Annotated in this window: 13 protein-coding genes; 8 read left to right on the top strand and 5 right to left on the bottom strand. The window is 60.9% G+C overall.

Going from position 1 to position 16985, the window contains the following annotated elements; translation table 11 throughout:
• The first annotated feature begins 17 nt into the window (after positions 1-17).
• From N2K99_RS15415 to N2K99_RS15405, 3 genes are all read left to right on the top strand, one after another.
• A complete protein-coding gene (locus N2K99_RS15415) occupies positions 18-800 on the top strand; it encodes an IclR family transcriptional regulator (protein ID WP_227932777.1) in 783 nt (260 codons plus the stop codon).
• A 260-nt stretch (positions 801-1060) separates the two neighbouring features.
• Positions 1061-2332: a hydroxyacid-oxoacid transhydrogenase gene (locus N2K99_RS15410; protein WP_227932778.1), complete on the top strand. Its 1272-nt coding sequence runs from the start codon at positions 1061-1063 to the stop codon at positions 2330-2332.
• A complete protein-coding gene (locus N2K99_RS15405) occupies positions 2329-3711 on the top strand; it encodes an MFS transporter (protein WP_227932779.1) in 1383 nt (460 codons plus the stop codon). Before N2K99_RS15410 ends, N2K99_RS15405 begins: the two co-directional genes overlap by 4 nt.
• Positions 3712-3762: 51 nt before the next feature.
• Here the strand turns inward: N2K99_RS15405 and N2K99_RS15400 are convergent, their stop codons facing one another.
• Complete coding sequence (locus N2K99_RS15400; protein ID WP_227932944.1) at positions 3763-4491, bottom strand: GntR family transcriptional regulator; 729 nt, start codon at positions 4489-4491, stop codon at positions 3763-3765.
• Positions 4492-4541: 50 nt separating this feature from the next.
• On the opposite strand from N2K99_RS15400, the gene N2K99_RS15395 reads away from it, so the two are divergent.
• On the top strand, positions 4542-7358 hold the full coding sequence (locus N2K99_RS15395; protein WP_227932780.1) for an FAD-binding and (Fe-S)-binding domain-containing protein: 2817 nt from the start codon (positions 4542-4544) through the stop codon (positions 7356-7358).
• Positions 7359-7384: 26 nt separating this feature from the next.
• Here the strand turns inward: N2K99_RS15395 and N2K99_RS15390 are convergent, their stop codons facing one another.
• From N2K99_RS15390 to xsc, 3 genes are all read right to left on the bottom strand, one after another.
• Positions 7385-8338, bottom strand: a complete 954-nt coding sequence (locus tag N2K99_RS15390) for a YeiH family protein (protein ID WP_260554686.1) — start codon at positions 8336-8338, stop codon at positions 7385-7387.
• Between the two features lie 236 nt (positions 8339-8574).
• The gene (locus N2K99_RS15385) at positions 8575-9609 is read right to left on the bottom strand and encodes a phosphotransacetylase (protein ID WP_227932782.1); all 1035 of its coding nucleotides are present in this window, start codon (positions 9607-9609) and stop codon (positions 8575-8577) included.
• A gap of 77 nt (positions 9610-9686) precedes the next feature.
• Positions 9687-11588: a sulfoacetaldehyde acetyltransferase gene (xsc, locus tag N2K99_RS15380; protein WP_227932783.1), complete on the bottom strand. Its 1902-nt coding sequence runs from the start codon at positions 11586-11588 to the stop codon at positions 9687-9689.
• A 196-nt stretch (positions 11589-11784) separates the two neighbouring features.
• Here xsc and N2K99_RS15375 point away from each other — a divergent pair, with 196 nt between their 5' ends.
• The 3 genes from N2K99_RS15375 to N2K99_RS15365 are packed head-to-tail and all read left to right on the top strand — an operon-like array spanning position 11785 to position 15453.
• Positions 11785-12660 (top strand): IclR family transcriptional regulator, encoded by an 876-nt coding sequence (locus tag N2K99_RS15375; protein WP_227932784.1) that lies wholly within the window; start codon positions 11785-11787, stop codon positions 12658-12660.
• Positions 12648-13655, top strand: a complete 1008-nt coding sequence (locus N2K99_RS15370; protein ID WP_227932785.1) for an AAA family ATPase — start codon at positions 12648-12650, stop codon at positions 13653-13655. Before N2K99_RS15375 ends, N2K99_RS15370 begins: the two co-directional genes overlap by 13 nt.
• A gap of 13 nt (positions 13656-13668) precedes the next feature.
• Positions 13669-15453 carry a cobaltochelatase CobT-related protein gene (locus N2K99_RS15365; RefSeq protein WP_227932786.1) on the top strand — a complete coding sequence of 595 codons (1785 nt, stop codon included), beginning with the start codon at positions 13669-13671 and terminating at the stop codon, positions 15451-15453.
• 138 nt (positions 15454-15591) lie between these two features.
• Here N2K99_RS15365 and N2K99_RS15360 read toward each other — a convergent pair whose 3' ends face one another.
• A complete protein-coding gene (locus N2K99_RS15360; protein ID WP_227932787.1) occupies positions 15592-16344 on the bottom strand; it encodes a glucose 1-dehydrogenase in 753 nt (250 codons plus the stop codon).
• 165 nt (positions 16345-16509) lie between these two features.
• Here N2K99_RS15360 and N2K99_RS15355 point away from each other — a divergent pair, with 165 nt between their 5' ends.
• Positions 16510-16902, top strand: a complete 393-nt coding sequence (locus N2K99_RS15355; protein WP_227919823.1) for a VOC family protein — start codon at positions 16510-16512, stop codon at positions 16900-16902.
• Positions 16903-16985: the final 83 nt, after the last annotated feature.

Here is a 16985-nt window from a genome sequence, read left to right as displayed (position 1 = left end):
AGCGGTAGACTGTCGGAATGACTGATCGAGCGCCCGCCGGAACGCAGGCGGTGGGCCGAGCGCTCAGCGTATTGAAACTCCTCGGTTCTGCCTCTGGAGAGCTCAGCGGCAACGAAATCGGCACCACGCTAGGCCTGTCCTCGGGAACTGCTAATCGGATCATCCGGGCTTTGGTTGCAGAGGATTTTATTGCCCGCAACCCGCGAACTGACTGTTATTTCCTCGGTAGGGGTGCTGTTCTCCTCGGCGAAGCTGCGCAGCGGAGTTTTGGGATCGACAAGATGCTGCCACTGCTTGAGCAGCTGAACGCTGAGACCGGGGAATCAGTAAACCTATCGGTTCGCGACGGGAATGAATCAGTGGTGATGATGCGGGTTCAGTCCACACTGCCGTTGAGGTTCGAGCAGCGCCCCGGTGCTCGATTCCCGTTGTATACGACTGCATCTGGGAAGGCGATACTTGCTCACACACCCGAGCGGGACGCCTATATCAGGGATCTGCCACCCCGGCTGGAGAAGCTGACTCCCCATACTCTTGAAACACCGCAGGACCTGGAACGGGCTCTTACCTCGGTCAGGCGACGCGGTTACAGCACAGACGAGCAGGAAAACGTTGACGGCGTACGCTGCGTCGGCGCTCCGATACTTGACAGGTCTGGAAACGCTCAGGCGGCGATTGTTGTTCAGGTCCCTGCGGTCCGAATGTCGAAGCAACGCACGAGCGAGCTCGGTAAGCGCGCTGCCCAGATTGCAGCAGAAGCTGCCCGGTTCCTCCCCGTCGATCGGGCGATATCCCGCTGAGCGGGCAAACGTCAGCAGGTCATGCCGAATGTTTCCGGCGACTCCCTAACCACCGCTTGCTTGCACTAGCGATGTGAATCCGCGGCAGATGCACTCGCACAAACCACGCGTGTGAGCTCCTCGGTGCCATATCGCTGCTGCTCGACGGCGGGCAGGACCATCTTGATTATGTGAGGTACTTCACAAGTTGCCTCTCTCGCCCTAGAGTGTGTCCATTATGTGGGGACCCTCCACACATAGCGAAGACAACGAGGTCCGTTATGAACACTGAAGATTCAACTGAAACAGTTTTTACATGGGCCGCGCCTCCTCTGAAATTCGGGAATGGCGCGCTGGATGAGATCGGCCTTGAGGTGGCGGCTTTGGGCGCGACATCGTGCCTCATAATCACTGACCCAGGGGTGAGGGACACCGGAATTCCCGAACGCGTCCGGGAATTGGTATTAGCGTGCCGGATTAAGTGTGAAGTGTTCGATGGGGTAGCGGTTGAGCCCACGGACGCCAGCATTAACGCGGCCGTGACCTACGCACGTCAACAGGATTGGGACTGCTATATAGCGATTGGCGGCGGGTCCGCCATCGACACCGCAAAGGCGGTTAACCTCCTCACCACGCACCCGGGCGAATTGTTGGATTTTGTAACTCCCCCGATCGGAGGTGGCAAGGCGCCGTGGCTACCGCTGAAACCGCTCATTGCCGTTCCGACTACAGCCGGAACGGGTTCGGAGTCCACGACAATCTGTGTAATCGACTTTCTGGGGCTCCACCTAAAAGCCGGCATCAGTCATGCGAAACTTCGACCCACAATGGCCATAGTCGACCCGCTGACAACTCTTACACTGCCCAGCCAGGTAACGGCATCAAGCGGTATGGATGTGCTGTCCCATGCCTTGGAGAGCTATACCTGTGTGCCTTTCGATTCAAAGCCCAAACCGGCGGACCCGATGAAACGGCCAGCATTCTGCGGTTCGAACCCGATCAGTGACATCTGGTGTGAACAGGCCCTGCGGCTCGCAGGCAAGTACCTCCCCCTTGCCGTAGCCAACGGTGACGACCGTGAGGCCCGATACCAGATGGCGCTGGCCTCAGCGTCCGCGGGTACAGGTTTCGGTAATGCGGGCACCCATCTGCCCCATGCGAATGCCTATCCCGTGGCGGGCGCCGTGAAGAACTACCGGGCAGAAGGGTACCCCGAGATGCCGATGGTGCCTCACGGGCAGGCAGTGTCGTCAACGGCGGCAGCCGTGTTCCGCTGGACTTATGAAGGTGACCCGGCCAGGCATCTTCGAGCTGCAGAGCTGCTTTCGGGGCAGACCTTTACAGCCACGGATGGAGCTGATGCCCTTCCCCACGTCCTTTCAGAACTGATGCGGAAAATAGGGATGCCTGAGGGCCTTCGAAGTTTTGGCTATACGGAGGCCGACCTTGACGAGCTCGTGGACGGGACCATGAAACAATCCCGTCAACTGGCTGTGGTCCCGCGCCTGGTCACCAGAGACGCCCTTTACGGCATCTTTCAGGAGTCCCTGTGAGCGCGGGGTCGGAGTCCCAGAATGGTGCAGTAGTCATTTCAAAAAAAGATCTCCGCACCGTGATCGTCTCCTGCATCGTCGGAACCACTGTTGAGTGGTACGACTTCTTCCTCTACGGCGTTGCCGCAGGACTTGTATTCAACAAGCTCTACTTCCCTAGTGAGGACCCGCTGGTCGGCACTCTGTTGGCCTTCGCTTCTTTTGCTGTTGGCTTCGTTGCCCGCCCGGTGGGAGGGCTTATCTTCGGCCACATCGGAGACAGGGTGGGGCGTAAGAAGACCCTCGTTGCCACGATGATGATCATGGGCGTCGCGACGTTCCTGATCGGCGTCATACCGCCCTATGCGATGATCGGCGCTGCTGCACCGATCCTGTTGATCGTGTTCAGGCTCGCCCAGGGAGTAGCTGTGGGCGGGGAATGGGGTGGGGCCGTGCTTATGGCTGTTGAGTATGCGCCTAAGGGTAAGCGGGGTTTGTACGGTAGTCTGCCCCAAATTGGACTGGCTCTGGGGCTAATGATGGGCACCGGGGTCCTGGCGTTCTTGGCCGCAGTGATGAGTGATGCATCGTTCCTGGCCTGGGGATGGAGAATAGCTTTCTTGCTCAGTGCCGTACTGGTGATTGTGGGGCTGTTTATCCGGCTGAAGGTGATGGAAACTCCCGCATTCCAGAAACTCCAGGAGGCCGAAGCTCGCGCAACTATTCCTGCACTTGAGCTGGTCAAGAGTAAAAAGTCAAGGCGGAACATGGTGCTTGGCATGGGAGCCCGCTGGGCTGAAGGTGTTGCCTTCAATACCTGGGCGGTCTTCGTCATTACCTATGGAACGGGAACGCTGAAGCTAAGTCAGGGAACACTGTTGCTGTCCGTGATGACAGCCGCCGCGGTTATGGTCGGCATGATTCCGCTCATGGGCCGGCTCTCGGACCGGGTGGATCGGCGGCACATGTATGCGGCGGGAGTGGTGGTTCTGGGGCTAGCGTCCTGGCCAGCATTCCTACTGCTTGGCACTGGCAACGTTTTGATCGTTGGAGGAACAATTGTTCTAGTCTTGGGCATCATATATCCGGTAATTTACGCGCCTGAGGCCTCACTATTTGCAGAACTATTCCCAACGCGGGTACGGTACAGCGGCATTTCCGTGGTCTACCAGATGTCGGGGATCGTCGCCTCGGGCCTAACACCGCTCATACTGGTCTATCTGCTGGGGCAAGCCGATGGCGGCGTTCATTGGATCGTGGGCTATATCGGTGCCGTCACCCTAATTAGTGTCGTGTCGACCCTGGCCATTCGTCGCCGCGACATGCATACGGAAGCGGACGACGCAGCGGAGGTGATCGCTATGGAAAAGACGCCGTTGACGGATACTAAAACCGTATGACGAACCGTTAACATCCCCGGAGCCTTCAAAAGGCTCCGGGGATGTAGGGCGTTAAGCGGTCATGGCCTTCCAAAGAGCTTCCGCATCCCGCCCTTCGCCTTCCTGGCGACTCGCCTCGCGCGTCAGCAGCAGACCAGTTTCGCGCAGGTGATAATCCATAGCCGATGCAGCGCTGGTTCCGTCCCCGCGGATGATGGCTTCCACTATCGGCGCATGCTCCGCTTGGATGCTGTGTAGCGTCCGGGATTTTTCTGCTGTGGAGGCACCAACCAAGCGAATGGCATCGCGGAGCGTTTCCACTGTTCGCCGTACCAGCACGTTGCCGGCCATCGTCAGGATCAGTCCGTGCAATTGCTGGTCGCGGAGCATAAACAGTGATTCGTTGTCGGCGTCGGCGGCTGATTGCAGGTCATCAAACGCGGCACGAAGCGCATCCCGGGCACTCTCATCGGAGCGTGCCGCCATGCGTGCGGCGGGTACCTCGAGCGCCAGGCGGACGGCGAAGATCTCAACCAGTTCCTTCGGGCCGGGCATGATAATACGAAAACCGCGGTTGCGCTCAAACCTGACCATCCTGGTCTCGGCCAGTCGTAGCAGGGCATCCCGCACGGGACTTCGGGAAACCCCGAGGCTTTCAGCCAGGCTGTAAACCGAATACAGCTCGCCGGGAACCAGTGTTCCCTCCCTTATCGCCGTTCGTATGGCATCGATTGCACGTTCCGTGAGGGAAGGGGGATTTCCCTCGAGCGGCGTCATGGGAATTTGCGGCATGTTTTTCATTTTACTCACTGGGCCTTTTTATGTGGACTGCAGCATGTAACATGCTACTCATGGTCATGTCACTGGAGACACCTCGTTCACTTCCTTCCCTTTTGCGGTCCCTCGGAATTTCGGATGTACGGGACGATGCGCTCTCTCGGGCAGCCTATTCTTCCGATGCGTCCTTATACCGGGTGGAGCCCGCAGTGGTGATGTTCCCTAAGGACTCTGATGAGGTGGAGACCGCAATGGAAGCTTGCCGCGAGCGTGGGATATCCCTTACCGCGCGCGGCGCTGGTACTTCTGTGGCTGGTAACGCAGTCGGCAGCGGCGTCGTTATGGATTTCAGTCGGTATATGAACAGAGTGCTGTCCCTTGACGCCGATACGCGCACTGCGATCGTTCAACCGGGGACTGTTCATGCAACGCTGCAGAAGAAGGCGCTTGCTCAGGGCCTTCGCTTCGGCCCTGACCCGTCTACGCACCAAAGGTGCACCATCGGCGGAATGATTGGCAACAACGCCTGCGGGTCCCGCACATTGGCTTATGGCCGCACCAGCGATAACGTCATGCACCTTGACGTCGTCACAGGTTCCGGGGAGCGGATCTTCCTCGGCCAGGACGGGACGCCGGTGACCCCTCAAACGGATGCCCTGCGGAGGTTAGTGGCAGGAGGTCTGGAGACCATACGAACAGAGCTGGGCCAGTTCGGCCGTCAGGTATCCGGTTACTCCTTGGAGCACCTGCTGCCGGAGAAGCGGTTTGATCTGCGTCGGGCTCTCGTAGGTAGCGAGGGAACACTGGCAGTCGTACTGGAAGCAGGTGTTCGGCTGGTTGCTGACGCGCAATACAAGACGCTGGTTGTTCTGGGCTTTGAAGACATCGGAGCTGCCGGGGACGCTGTCATTCCAGTCTTGGGCTTCTCACCGACAGCCTGCGAGGGGATGGACCGGAGGATCGTCGACGTTGTGGCCAGTAGGAGAGGGGCTGCAGCGATACCGGACCTTCCGGCAGGAGCTGCTTGGCTTTTGGTTGAACTCTCCGGTGACGACGCGAATGATGTGAGGGACCGGGCGGAAAAGGTAGCACTGCTGGATGTGGCAGTAGACAACCGAATTGTGACAGGGCAAGCCGAGGCTGCCAGACTCTGGAAGATCCGTGAGGATGGAGCAGGGCTCGCCGGGCGGTCCCCGGTGGGTGCCCCCGCCCACTCTGGATGGGAGGACGCGGCCGTCCCGCCCGCGAAACTCGGTGATTATCTGCGCGATTTCGACAAGCTGTTGACCAGTCATCGCCTTACCGGCTTCCCATACGGTCACTTCGGCGACGGATGTGTCCACGTCCGCCTCGACTTTCCCCTGGCAGCCCCGGACGGCCTGCAGGTTTTCAGGCAGTTCATGACGGAAGCAGCCGAACTGGTAGCCCGTTATGGGGGGTCGCTTTCCGGGGAACATGGAGACGGGCGTGCCCGCAGCGAGTTGCTGCCGTACATGTACTCCCCTGATGCCCTCAGGATGTTTTCCCACGTGAAACACATCATGGATCCGGCCAACATCCTGAATCCCGGCGTGATAGTGGAGCCGGCGGCATTAGACGGCGACGTTCGAGTAGCACGGGCACACCCAGTGACCAAGGGACTCGCCTTGGGATACCACGACGACGGAGGCGATTTCAGCCAAGCCGTCCACAGGTGTACTGGAGTCGGAAAATGCAGGGCGGACAATCTCGGCGACGACGTCATGTGTCCTTCCTTTCTCGCAACGCGGGAAGAAAAAGACTCAACACGGGGGCGTGCTCGGGTTTTGCAGGAGATGATCAGCAAAGGGACTACTGACTGGCGGGCGCCGGAAGTGCATGACGCGCTGGACCTGTGCCTTTCCTGCAAAGGGTGCGCTTCGGACTGCCCAACCGGCGTGGATATGGCTTCATACAAGGCAGAGGTTTTGTACCAGAGTTACAAGGGCCGGCTCCGGCCGATGACGCACTACACCTTGGGATGGCTGCCGCGCTGGGCGGCTTTAGCGTCCAAGGCTCCCAGGCTGGTCAACGCTATGACGCGTCTACCGGGGGTGGGCAGGCTTGGGCTTCGAATGGCCGGAGTGGACAGCAGGCGCAGTATTCCGCATTTTGCTGCGGAAACGTTCCATCAGTGGTTTGCTTCACGGCCGGAGATAGCCGGAGAGCCCGCCCGCGAGGTACTGCTGTGGGTGGATTCGTTCACAAACTATTTTTCGCCGGAAATCGGTCAGGCCGCTGTACGGGTCTTGGAGGGGAGCGGAGCCCGAGTCATCGTTCCTGCTGAACCGCTGTGCTGCGGGCTCACCTGGATTTCAACCGGTCAATTGGACAGCGCCCGAAGAATTCTGAGTCAGACTGTGGAGACGCTTGCCGCCGCGGCGGTGAATGGCATCCAAATCGTGGGCATCGAACCGTCCTGCACTGCCGTTATGCGATCGGACGCGCTCGAACTGGTGGGTGGGGATGCCGCGGCAAAGGTTGCCAACGCCACCCATACCCTCGCCGAGTACCTCGGGTCGCTCCCGGACTACAGCCCGCCGTCCCTGGCCGGGCAACCCGTGGTAGCCCAGCCGCACTGCCACCACCACGCGGTGATGGGCTGGAGCGCGGATGCAAAGCTTCTTAAGGATGCTGGTGCGGAACTCGAACAGCTGGGCGGCTGCTGCGGCCTTGCAGGGAACTTCGGAGTCGAGAAAGGGCACTACGACATTTCCGTCGCTGTCGCCGAGCAGCAGTTACTTCCTGCAGTCCAGGCCGCAGCCCCCGATGCCCTGGTGCTTGCGGACGGTTACTCGTGCCGGACGCAGCTGGAAGACCTGACTGACCGACGTGGGCTGCACCTGGCCCAGATCCTGGATGAGGCCACTTAACAGCAGCCTTGAAATGCCCATCTTGGTCAGATGAGTTGCACGCCGACAAAAGCCAGGACGGCGATGAGTGCCCATGAGAGCATGGCCGCCACAATGGCCCGACCGCTTGTGCGAAGCATCGACCGGAGCCGCACCGAGGCTCCGAGGCCGAAGAGGGCTGCGGCGAGGAGCAGGTCCTGGACTATGCCGGCCGCTTCGAGGGCTGAGGAAGGAAGTAAACCCAGGGTACGTACAACGATCATCAGCATGAAACCCGCGACGAAAAGCGGGATAAGCGGCGGTAGCTTGATCCCGGGGGCTACAACAGCCTTGGTGGGAGTGCCACGGTCCATGGGAGCGTTCGCTTTATGCCGACGGCGGTACCGGTCCACCACAGATGCCCCGGTGACCATCGGAGCCAGCAGCAGCACACGCGTCAGTTTGATGATCAGCGCGGCCGCGAGGGCGGTCGGTCCTGCCGTTTGTGCTGTCGCTACGACCTGGCCTACGTCATGAACGCTGGCCCCGACCCAATATCCGAACGTCACAGTGTCCAGGCCCAGTGGCCCCTTCAGGGCAGGTAGGGCTGCAATGGCGAGCGTTCCGCACAAAGTGACAAGCGCAATAGGCACCACCGTAGCGCGGTGGTCGGCTCTGGTTACTCCACCCATGGCCCCAATCGCGGAGGCACCGCAGATGGAAAACCCCGCTGCAAGCAGTATGGGCTGGTCGCCCGGGAGCCTCAGCGCCTTACCGAGGATCAGCGTGCCCGCAAAGGTCAGCACCACGATTGCGACCACTATGCCTAGCGTTTTCCAGCCCAACTCAGCCACATCCACGAGGCTGAGCTTGAGGCCAAGCAGGACAATTCCCAGCCGCATGAACCGTTTGGCGGAAAGCGTCAGCCCCGGCTGCAGGATTCCTTCAACGGCGGTGCTGATCCCGGGCAGGTTGGCGCTGAGGATGCCCAGTATGACGGCCGCTGTGAGGAAAGGGATCACGGGAACGGCCAAGTGTATGAGCCATGCGGATGATACGGCGATCGCAGCCACCGCCAGGCCAGGCAGCAGTGGGCTCCGGAACCCGCGGGGAAGTGTTCGCTGGCTGGGGTTTGGGGAGGACACGGCACCGTCTCTTCTCATAGCGATTTGGCCCAGGCTGGTCCGGCAGCTGCCGGACCCATGCCGGATTTCCTTTCTCTGGCGCAGGTTGTGGAACGTACCGCGGACTCGGAATATCAGCGGTTCAGATCTAGGGACTGCCTGGCGCTCAGGAGACCCATGGAGTAGATGTCATCTGTGGTGCAGCCACGGGACAGGTCGTTCATTGGCGCCGCCAGTCCCTGAAGGAGGGGGCCCAAAGCCAGGGCTCCGCCCAACCGTTCGGTGATTTTGTAACCGATATTGGCCGCATCGAGGGTAGGAAAAATGAGTACGTTGGCGTGGCCCGCAACAGCTGAACCGGGCGCCTTCAACATGCCGATCTGGGGTACTAAAGCAGCATCTAGCTGCAGTTCTCCATCCGCTTGCAGCGACGGGTGGCGGGCCCGGAGGACTACCATGGCGTTTTTGATCTTGTCTACATGCGGGTGAACGGCACTGTCCCGGGTTGAGAACGATAAGAGCGCTACCTTGGCGCGCTCTCCGGTTAGCGTCTGGTGCATCATCGCTGCTGATGCGGCGATATCCGCCAATTCCTCGGCTGAAGGATCGGGGACGACAGCACAATCTCCGAAGGTTATCTGCCGGCCGTTCGGCAGCAGCATCAGGAAAGAACTGCTCAGGGTGCTGCAGCCGCGCGACAACCCCACAACCCGTAGCGCGGCCCGCAGGACCAGAGCCGTTGGGGAGCCCGCGCCCGCGACGCATGCGTCGACGCAGCCGGCCTTCAGTGCAGCAGCGGCCAGGTAGACGGGATCCTGTCTAACCTGCTCCAGCTGCTCGGGCTTCCGGATACGAATACTAGAGACGATGCGGTCGATGGCGCTGTCCCCGGCTAGTTCGCCGACGTCGAGTATCCATCCGCGCGGAACCTCACATCCGAGCTGTTGCGCTAGCCGCTGGATTTCTGCGCTCCTACCCACCAATCGGGGGAGGAGAATCCCCTGGGATCCAAGGACGGCGGCGGCGCGTATGGCTCTCGGGTCCTCACCGTCAGCGAAGCCGACGGTTCGGTCATGGCCGGACAGTTCCTGCCTCCAACGGTCAAACACGGTGCTCGCAACGGACTCCCCTGTCCGAAGTTCCGGCCTCCCGGCGATTTCTGCCGTCACGGGCATACCCTCTCGTAAGTTGCCTGCGGAGGCCTTCAGGAGGCCTCCGCAGGGCGCAGATTTCAGGAGCCAGGGATTTATACGTAATCCTTGTACTTGTCGAGCAGGCGGATCGGTTTGGCGAGGGCGTCGCGCCTGAACGGGTCACCGAGCTCCCGAGTGCACATGATTTCGATGACGGTGGTTTTTCCCTCGTTCAGCTGGGCAGCAAGCGCGCGTTTAAGTGCTGGTCCGACTTCGTCCAAGCGGTCCACCACAATGCCCTCTGCCCCCATGGTTTGCGCCATGGCGGCAAAGCTCTCGTTCTCGTTGTCCAGTTCACCGGCAACAAACCGGCGGTTGTAGAATTCGACCTGGTTCTTTTTTTCGGCACCCCACTGCCGGTTGCGAAAAACGACCGCAGTAACCGGGATGTCGTGCCGGACCGCGGTGAGCACTTCGCCCATGCTCATAGCCCAAGCCCCGTCACCCGCGTAGGCAACAGCGGGACGCTCCATGGCAGCCGCTTTTGCTCCAATGATGGTTGGCAACGCGTAGCCGCAGTTACCGAAGCTCATGGGAGCGAAGAAACTGCGCGGCTTTTCAAAGCGCAGGTAGCTGTGTGCCACGGAGTTGATGTTGCCTATGTCGGTGGAGATCATGACATCTTCCGGCATGGCCTTCTCAAGTTCACGTAGTACCTGCCGAGGCGACAACCAGTTGCCCTCCTCGTTTTTGTGCTCTTCGAGCATGTCAAGGCTGTACTCGTCAGTTTCGTGGGTCCATGCAATCAGTTCCTCTTCCCAGGCTTCCTTTTCAGCCTTGATGGCGGTCGCACGTTCAGTCTTGGTCGCATCGCAGTCCAGAACGACTTGATCGAGTCGTCGAATGAGTTCGATGGCAACTGCCTTGGCATCGCCGCAAATGCCGACACTGATCTTCTTGACCAGGCCGAGCATCGTATGGTCGGCATCGATCTGGATGATCTTGGCCTCGGTAGGCCAGTAGGCCTGACCATACTGCGGCAGGGTACCGAACGGGCCAAGCCGGGTACCGAGAGCAATGACGACGTCGGCCTGCGAGATGAGCTTCATGCCCGCCTTGGAACCCTGGTAGCCGAGCGGTCCGGCCCAAAGGGGGTGGCTGGCCGGGAACGAATCGTTGTGCTGGTAGCTGTTCACCACGGGAGCGCCCAAGCGTTCTGCCAGAGCCTTGCATTCCTCGATACCGTCTGCCATTACCACCCCACCGCCGGAAACAATGACCGGGAACTTGGCGGAAGCGATCAATGCTGCCGCTTCATCCAAGGTCTTGGAGCCGCCGGCGCCGCGGTCAACCCGGCGAGGTTCAGGGATTTCAGCAGTAATTTCACCGTAGAAGTAATCGCGGGGAATGTTGAGCTGGGTCGGGCCGTTTTCGGACATGGCGCGGTCGAAGCACCGCCCGGTGTACTCGGCCATCCGGGCTGGATGGGTCACGTGGCCTTGGTATTTTGTGAACTCCTGAAACATGGGCAGCTGTTTGGCCTCTTGGAAACCACCGAGGCCGATGCCCGTGGTGCCTGCCTCCGGTGTCACGATGACGACGGGGCTATGCGCCCAGAATGCTGCAGCGATACCAGTGACACAGTTGCTGATGCCGGGGCCATTCTGGCCGATGACCACACCATGGCGCCCGCTAGCGCGGGCATAACCGTCCGCCATATGGGCGGCCCCCTGCTCATGTACGACCGGAACCAGCCGTATGCCCGCCGGAGCAAAGATGTCCATGGCATCCATGAAGGCCGATCCCATAATGCCGAAAATGTCAGTTACGTCGTTGGCAACCAAGGTTTCAACGAAAGCCTCTGAGGGGGTCATTTTTTGCATCCCCTTGATGGCTTCCCTGGGGGATTTCTGTGGCGCAGCCAGCTTCTGTGGGCCTGTGGTCCCTACCGCGGATGAACCGGTATCGGGTGCAGCTGTTGTGCCGTCTTCGGCAACAGGAAAAAGGTCGACCATGATGATGCTCCTCCTCCAGGCGTTCACCCAGACTTTTGAGAAAAATGGAACAAAATGTTCCTGTTTTCGGTACTGGAGCCGAGAGTATGCCAAGGACGACGAACCGTCAACGGAAATTTAAATAGTTGAAACGTGATGTACAGCATTTCGCTATATGTGGCAGTATGTTGCCTACTACGTGATCGGAGACAATCGAATGGCAGAAATTCGCAGGCTCGGGGAATCTGCTCCGGTACCGTCTGAACTCGTTGGCGACACCCCCACCATGCGGTTGTTCTCCCTCTTGGAGTTAATCGCCACGAAAGATCAGCTCTTTACGCTTCAGGGCTTGGTGGAGGAAACAGGAACCCCCAAGCCGACTCTTCATCGCATGCTTCAGCAACTCGAGGGCTCAGGGCTGTTGGTTCGGGAAAATAACGGTCGGCACTATGGCACCGGGGCCAGGCTGCGCCGGATGGCGGAGAAACTGCTAATCAACGACATACATCACGGGGCCAGACATGCTGTCCTGCGCGATCTCGTGAGGGAATTGGGCGAAAGCTGCAACGTCACAACCGTGTCTGGCAGCGAGGTGGTCTACCTAGACCGCATTGAAACCCCTGAGCCGTTGAGGATAACGCTCCAGCCTGGTTCCCGCGTCCCGGTGCACTGTTCAGCCAGTGGAAAGATGATCCTCTCCCAGCTCAGCCCCGCCCAGCGCAGGCGCCTGATCTCCGCCGCGCCGTTGGAACGCTACACAGATAAGACCATGACGGACCCGGACCTAATCGACGAGGAACTTCAACTCGTCCGCCGGGATGGCTACGCCATCGACGACGAGGAATTCCTCCCAGGTCTGGTGTGCGTGGCCGTGTTGGTTCCGACCGGGAATCCGGTTTCCAACCTATGTGTGGCAGTACAGGCGCCAGCCATGCGGCTCACCCCCGAGAAGGGATTGAAGCTTCTTCCCGCCCTGCACCGTGCTGCTGCGGCGCTTGGCGAGATTGAATTAGGTTCTTCCGCCCCTGATGGAAGCGGTAAGGGCGGCAACGACGCAGGCTTGGCGGAGGGGGACGGGTTGTGGACCAGCTGAACTGCGTGATGCCGGACCACATGGTGTCTGTCCGTGACGTATTCGGCGTCGACTCGGACCTTATGGTGCCGGCATTCCGGGAAGGCGGTGAGCATGTCCCCCGAATAGATCCCGCCTATCTCTTTAACGAAGAAGTCACATTAGCCATCCTGGTGGCGTTCACCCGGAACCGGCGGATGCTGCTTCAGGGGCTGCATGGAACGGGCAAGTCGACACATATCGAACAGGTGGCGGCACGCCTGAACTGGGGTTGTGTGCGCGTGAATCTGGATGGCCATATCAGCAGACTCGACCTGATAGGGCGGGATGGGGTGGTACTCAAGGAGGGCAAACAAGTCACGGAGTTCCAAGAAGGAATCGTTCCATGGGCAGTTCAACGTCCGATGGCCCTGATTTTGGATGAGTACGATGCCGGACGGCCGGATGTGATGTTCGTGATCCAGCGGCTCTTGGAGCGCGACGGCAAGTTAACGATGCTGGATCAGAACCGGGTCCTCGACGTGCACCCCGGGTTCCGGCTCTTCGCCACAGCCAACACGGTGGGTTTGGGGAACCTCAACGGTATGTACCATGGCGTTCAACGGCTGAACCACGCCCAAATGGACCGCTGGAACATCATCGCTTCGCTAAACCATCCCAGCGCGGCGGAAGAGGCCGGGATCGTTTTGGCTCAGGTGCCCGAACTGGAGGATGCCGCCGGCCGAAAACTGGTGGCATCCATGGTGGCAGTGGCCAACCTGACACGCGAGGGGTTCCGCGTAGGCGACCTCTCCACACTGATGTCTCCGCGGACAGTGATTACCTGGGCCGAGAATGTCGGCGTCTTCGGCGATGCCGGCAAGGCATTCCGGTTGTCCTTCGCCAACAGGTGTGACGAGGCCGAGCAAACTCTCCTTGCGGAATACTTCCAGCGCTGTTTCGACCGCGAATTGGCCCCGCCGGCGTCTGGACCAGTGCCGCCCAAGCGCAACCACTCACCCGTTATGGCTAGCTAAGGCCCACCCACCTATGGATCCCGTCGTGCATGCCGGACCCGGTCTGGAGGATCGCGACCCTGCGGTTTCCGGGGAAGGCGCTGTAGCCGCGCTCCGCCGCCAAAAACAGACATTTGAGCTCTGCGCGGCGGTCATACGTTCCCTTTCCGGTCAGCCCGACGTGCACTTTCGAGGCGCCACGCTGTACAGGGGCAGCACTTCACTGTCGATGCCTGCACCGCACCTCCACATGGGGGAGGACCCCCCGGCCTTGGAAGACGTCCGCGGCGTGGCTGACGGCATGGCCCTACGGCTTCGGCACAGTGACCCGGTTTTGCACCGATATCTCTGTCCAACAGAACCAGCCCGCATGCTCGTTTTTGAAATGCTCGAACAGTTCCGGGTTGAATCCCTGAGCGACCCGGAGATGCCAGGTATCCGGGTCAACCTGAATCGGCGCTTCCAGCAGTGGTCTAGGGAGTTTTACGGGTCCACCTTGTCCGGGACCGACTTGGGAGTCATCGTCTTTGCGGTGTCGCAGGTCTGCCGTGCGAGAATCACGCTGGACCCCATCTGTCCGGAATATGAGGACCGAATCGAATCCATCTGGGCCCGGCTGGCTCCTCGCCTCGGTGTGCATCTGGCTGCCCTTCGGCGGGAGAGGGCATCTCAGCGGGTGTTCGCAGGCCATGCTCTTGCCATCGCCGAGGCTATCGCCGCCACTATAGAGCACATGATCGTGGCGGGGAAAAGGCCATCCCGAGGTGGCCGGAGTGCTTCGTTTCCTCTGCTCTTCGACCAGGAAAGCAGCGGGGATGCCATCCCGGTTGCCAGCTATGGGAACAGCCAGGCGCTGGAATCCGGTGGCACCGGATATCGCTGCTTCACCAGAGCCTATGACCGCGAGCTCATGGCAACGGACCTGGTCCGCACTGGGCTGCTCCGCCACTACCGGCAGCAGTTGGATGAGAGTATCGCCGGGCAGGGCATCAACGTTCACAGGCTGGGATCCAGTCTTGCCGCGGTGCTGTCCTCAGCCATCCCGGACGGCTGGGACGGCGACGCCCTCGAAGGACGCTTAGACGGCAGCAGGCTCGCCCGGATTGTTACGTCTTCCGGAGACCATCGGGTTTTCCGGACGGATCGGATCCAATCCCGAAGCGAGGTCCGAGTCACTTTCCTGGTGGACTGCTCCGGATCCATGAAAGAGCACAGTGCTGCTATTGCAGCCCTCGTTGATGTCTATGCACGCGCCTTGGACCTTGTCGGCGCGCGCTGTGAAGTCCTTGGGTTCACGACGGGTACCTGGAACGGCGGCCGCGTAGGGAAGGACTGGATCGGTGCCGGACGGCCCCCGAACCCCGGGCGCCTCAATGAGGTGCAGCATTTGGTGTTCAAGGATGGCGACACCCCCTGGCGGCAGGCCCGTCCGGGCATCGCAGGGCTGATGAAGAAGGAGTTATTCCGGGAAGGCGTGGATGGCGAAGCCGTCGATTGGGCCTGCCGGCGGCTCGCGGATTCCTCGGAGGGGCATGGTTCCGCCGGCGACGGCGGTTCAGGGCGGCGGATCCTGATGGTTCTTTCCGACGGCAGTCCGATGGACGGGGCCACGTCCCTTGCCAACGACGACCACTATCTGGAACAACACTTGCAAAGCATCGTTTCGTCGCACGAGGTTAGCGGCGGAGTGGAGATAATTGGGCTCGGTGTCGGGTTGGACCTTTCGCCGTACTACCGAAGGAATGCTGCACTGGACCTGTCCCGGGGAACCACTCCCGGAATCATCAATCAAGTGCTCGGGTTGTTCCTGCGCGACTAGTCGGTCACCACGGTCCTTAGGTTCTTCCCCCCGGCCTCCCTGATCTCCCGCACCTCCGTCGACAGCCTTGATATCCCAGCCGGCGTAAGGGGACCGCGGACCGGCACCGCGTGTGCCGGTCCGCGGAACACCGCCGGTTTAGACGTTGTAGATCTTCCCGGCGGTGATCCCGCCGTCGACCACAAACTCGGCACCCGTGGAGAAGCTTGACTCGTCGCTGGCCAGGAAGAGGACAACACTGGTGACCTCTTCCGGAGCGGCCGGCCGGGTGAGGGTGGTTTCGGTGAAGTCGATCGGCTTCTGCCTGCCCATCACGGCGGTCATCGGCGTCTGGATGGACCCCGGGTGCACCGAGTTGACCCGCACGTGGGATGCGGCGAGTTCCAGCGCGGTGGACTTCGTCAGTCCGCGCAGGCCGAACTTCGACGCCGTGTAGCCGTGCATTCCGGCAATGCCCTCCAGTCCGGCGGTGGAGGAAATGTTGATGACCGACGACGGCGCGGACGCCTTGAGCGCCTCGACTGCTGCGGACATGCCGAGGAAGGGGCCGGTCAGGTTGATGTCCAGTGCCCGCTGCCAGCGCTCCGCCGGATATTGGCCGAGCGGACCGCCGTCGAGGATGCCGGCGTTGTTCACCAGGATATTGAGGCCGCCGAAGGTTTCGAGCGTGGCTGCCACGGCGGCGGCCCAGTCCTCGGCGCTGGTGACATTCAGATGCACGTAGCGTGCGGCGTCGCCCAGTTCCGCGGCCAGGGCGGCACCGGCGTCGTCGTTGATGTCGGCGATCATCACCTTGGCGCCTTCACGCACGAAAGCCCGTGCGTGGGAGGCGCCCATACCGCTGGCTGCGCCGGTAATCAGGGATACTTTGTCTTTGAGTCGTTCGCTCACGGTTGGATCCTCCTGGTTGGATTGCCGGTTCCCACGGCACGTTCGGCGCTGTGGTGGGGCGGGGCCCATTTCCGATCGTACGGCGGCGGAATCGGGCAAAATCCGCGGGAGGGGCCCCGTTGTGGGCAGTGTCATATGCGCAGGAAACCCTTTAGGCTCCTCACCATGGCATCCCTGATCTCCCACACATCCTTCGACAGCCTCGACGCCTACGGTCAGTCCGTGTTCTGGCGGCGGATCCTCGGCTTCCGGGAAGACCCGGAGGACCCGAACCGGCCGGGCGAGGAGGAATGCATGATCTTCTCCCAGGACGGCACGCAGCGGCTGCTGTTCATTGAGGTTCCGGACGCCAAGCAGATCAAGAACCGCGTCCATCTGGACTTGAAGCCCGCCGAAGGTACCCGCGACCAGGAACTCGAGCGCCTTCTGGGGCTGGGCGCCCGCGAAGTCGACGACCGGCGCAACGCGGACGGCACCGGGTGGGTGGTGCTCGCAGATCCGGAGGGCAACGAATTCTGCATCCTGCGCAGCGACGAGGAGCGCCGGGCGTCCGCCTAGGGGCAGGCATCCTGGGCTCGGGTTAGGCCGGGGGTGGCTGGGACTGGGACAAGACCCTCCCGTCCGGCGGGTCGTCACGCGTA

This window comes from Arthrobacter sp. zg-Y1110, assembly GCF_025244865.1.
Lineage (GTDB): Bacteria > Actinomycetota > Actinomycetes > Actinomycetales > Micrococcaceae > Arthrobacter_B.
Note: the sequence above shows the minus strand (reverse complement) of the source record. Positions and strands in the feature narration are given on the sequence as shown.

Coding starts and splice junctions, on each gene's coding strand:
- N2K99_RS15415 (WP_227932777.1), top strand. CDS start 18: ATGACTGATCGAGCGCCCGCCGGAACGCAGGCGGTGGGCCGAGCGCTC.
- N2K99_RS15410 (WP_227932778.1), top strand. CDS start 1,061: ATGAACACTGAAGATTCAACTGAAACAGTTTTTACATGGGCCGCGCCT.
- N2K99_RS15400 (WP_227932944.1), bottom strand. CDS start 4,491: ATGAAAAACATGCCGCAAATTCCCATGACGCCGCTCGAGGGAAATCCC.
- N2K99_RS15395 (WP_227932780.1), top strand. CDS start 4,542: ATGGTCATGTCACTGGAGACACCTCGTTCACTTCCTTCCCTTTTGCGG.
- xsc (WP_227932783.1), bottom strand. CDS start 11,588: ATGGTCGACCTTTTTCCTGTTGCCGAAGACGGCACAACAGCTGCACCC.
- N2K99_RS15375 (WP_227932784.1), top strand. CDS start 11,785: ATGGCAGAAATTCGCAGGCTCGGGGAATCTGCTCCGGTACCGTCTGAA.
- N2K99_RS15365 (WP_227932786.1), top strand. CDS start 13,669: ATGGATCCCGTCGTGCATGCCGGACCCGGTCTGGAGGATCGCGACCCT.
- N2K99_RS15355 (WP_227919823.1), top strand. CDS start 16,510: ATGGCATCCCTGATCTCCCACACATCCTTCGACAGCCTCGACGCCTAC.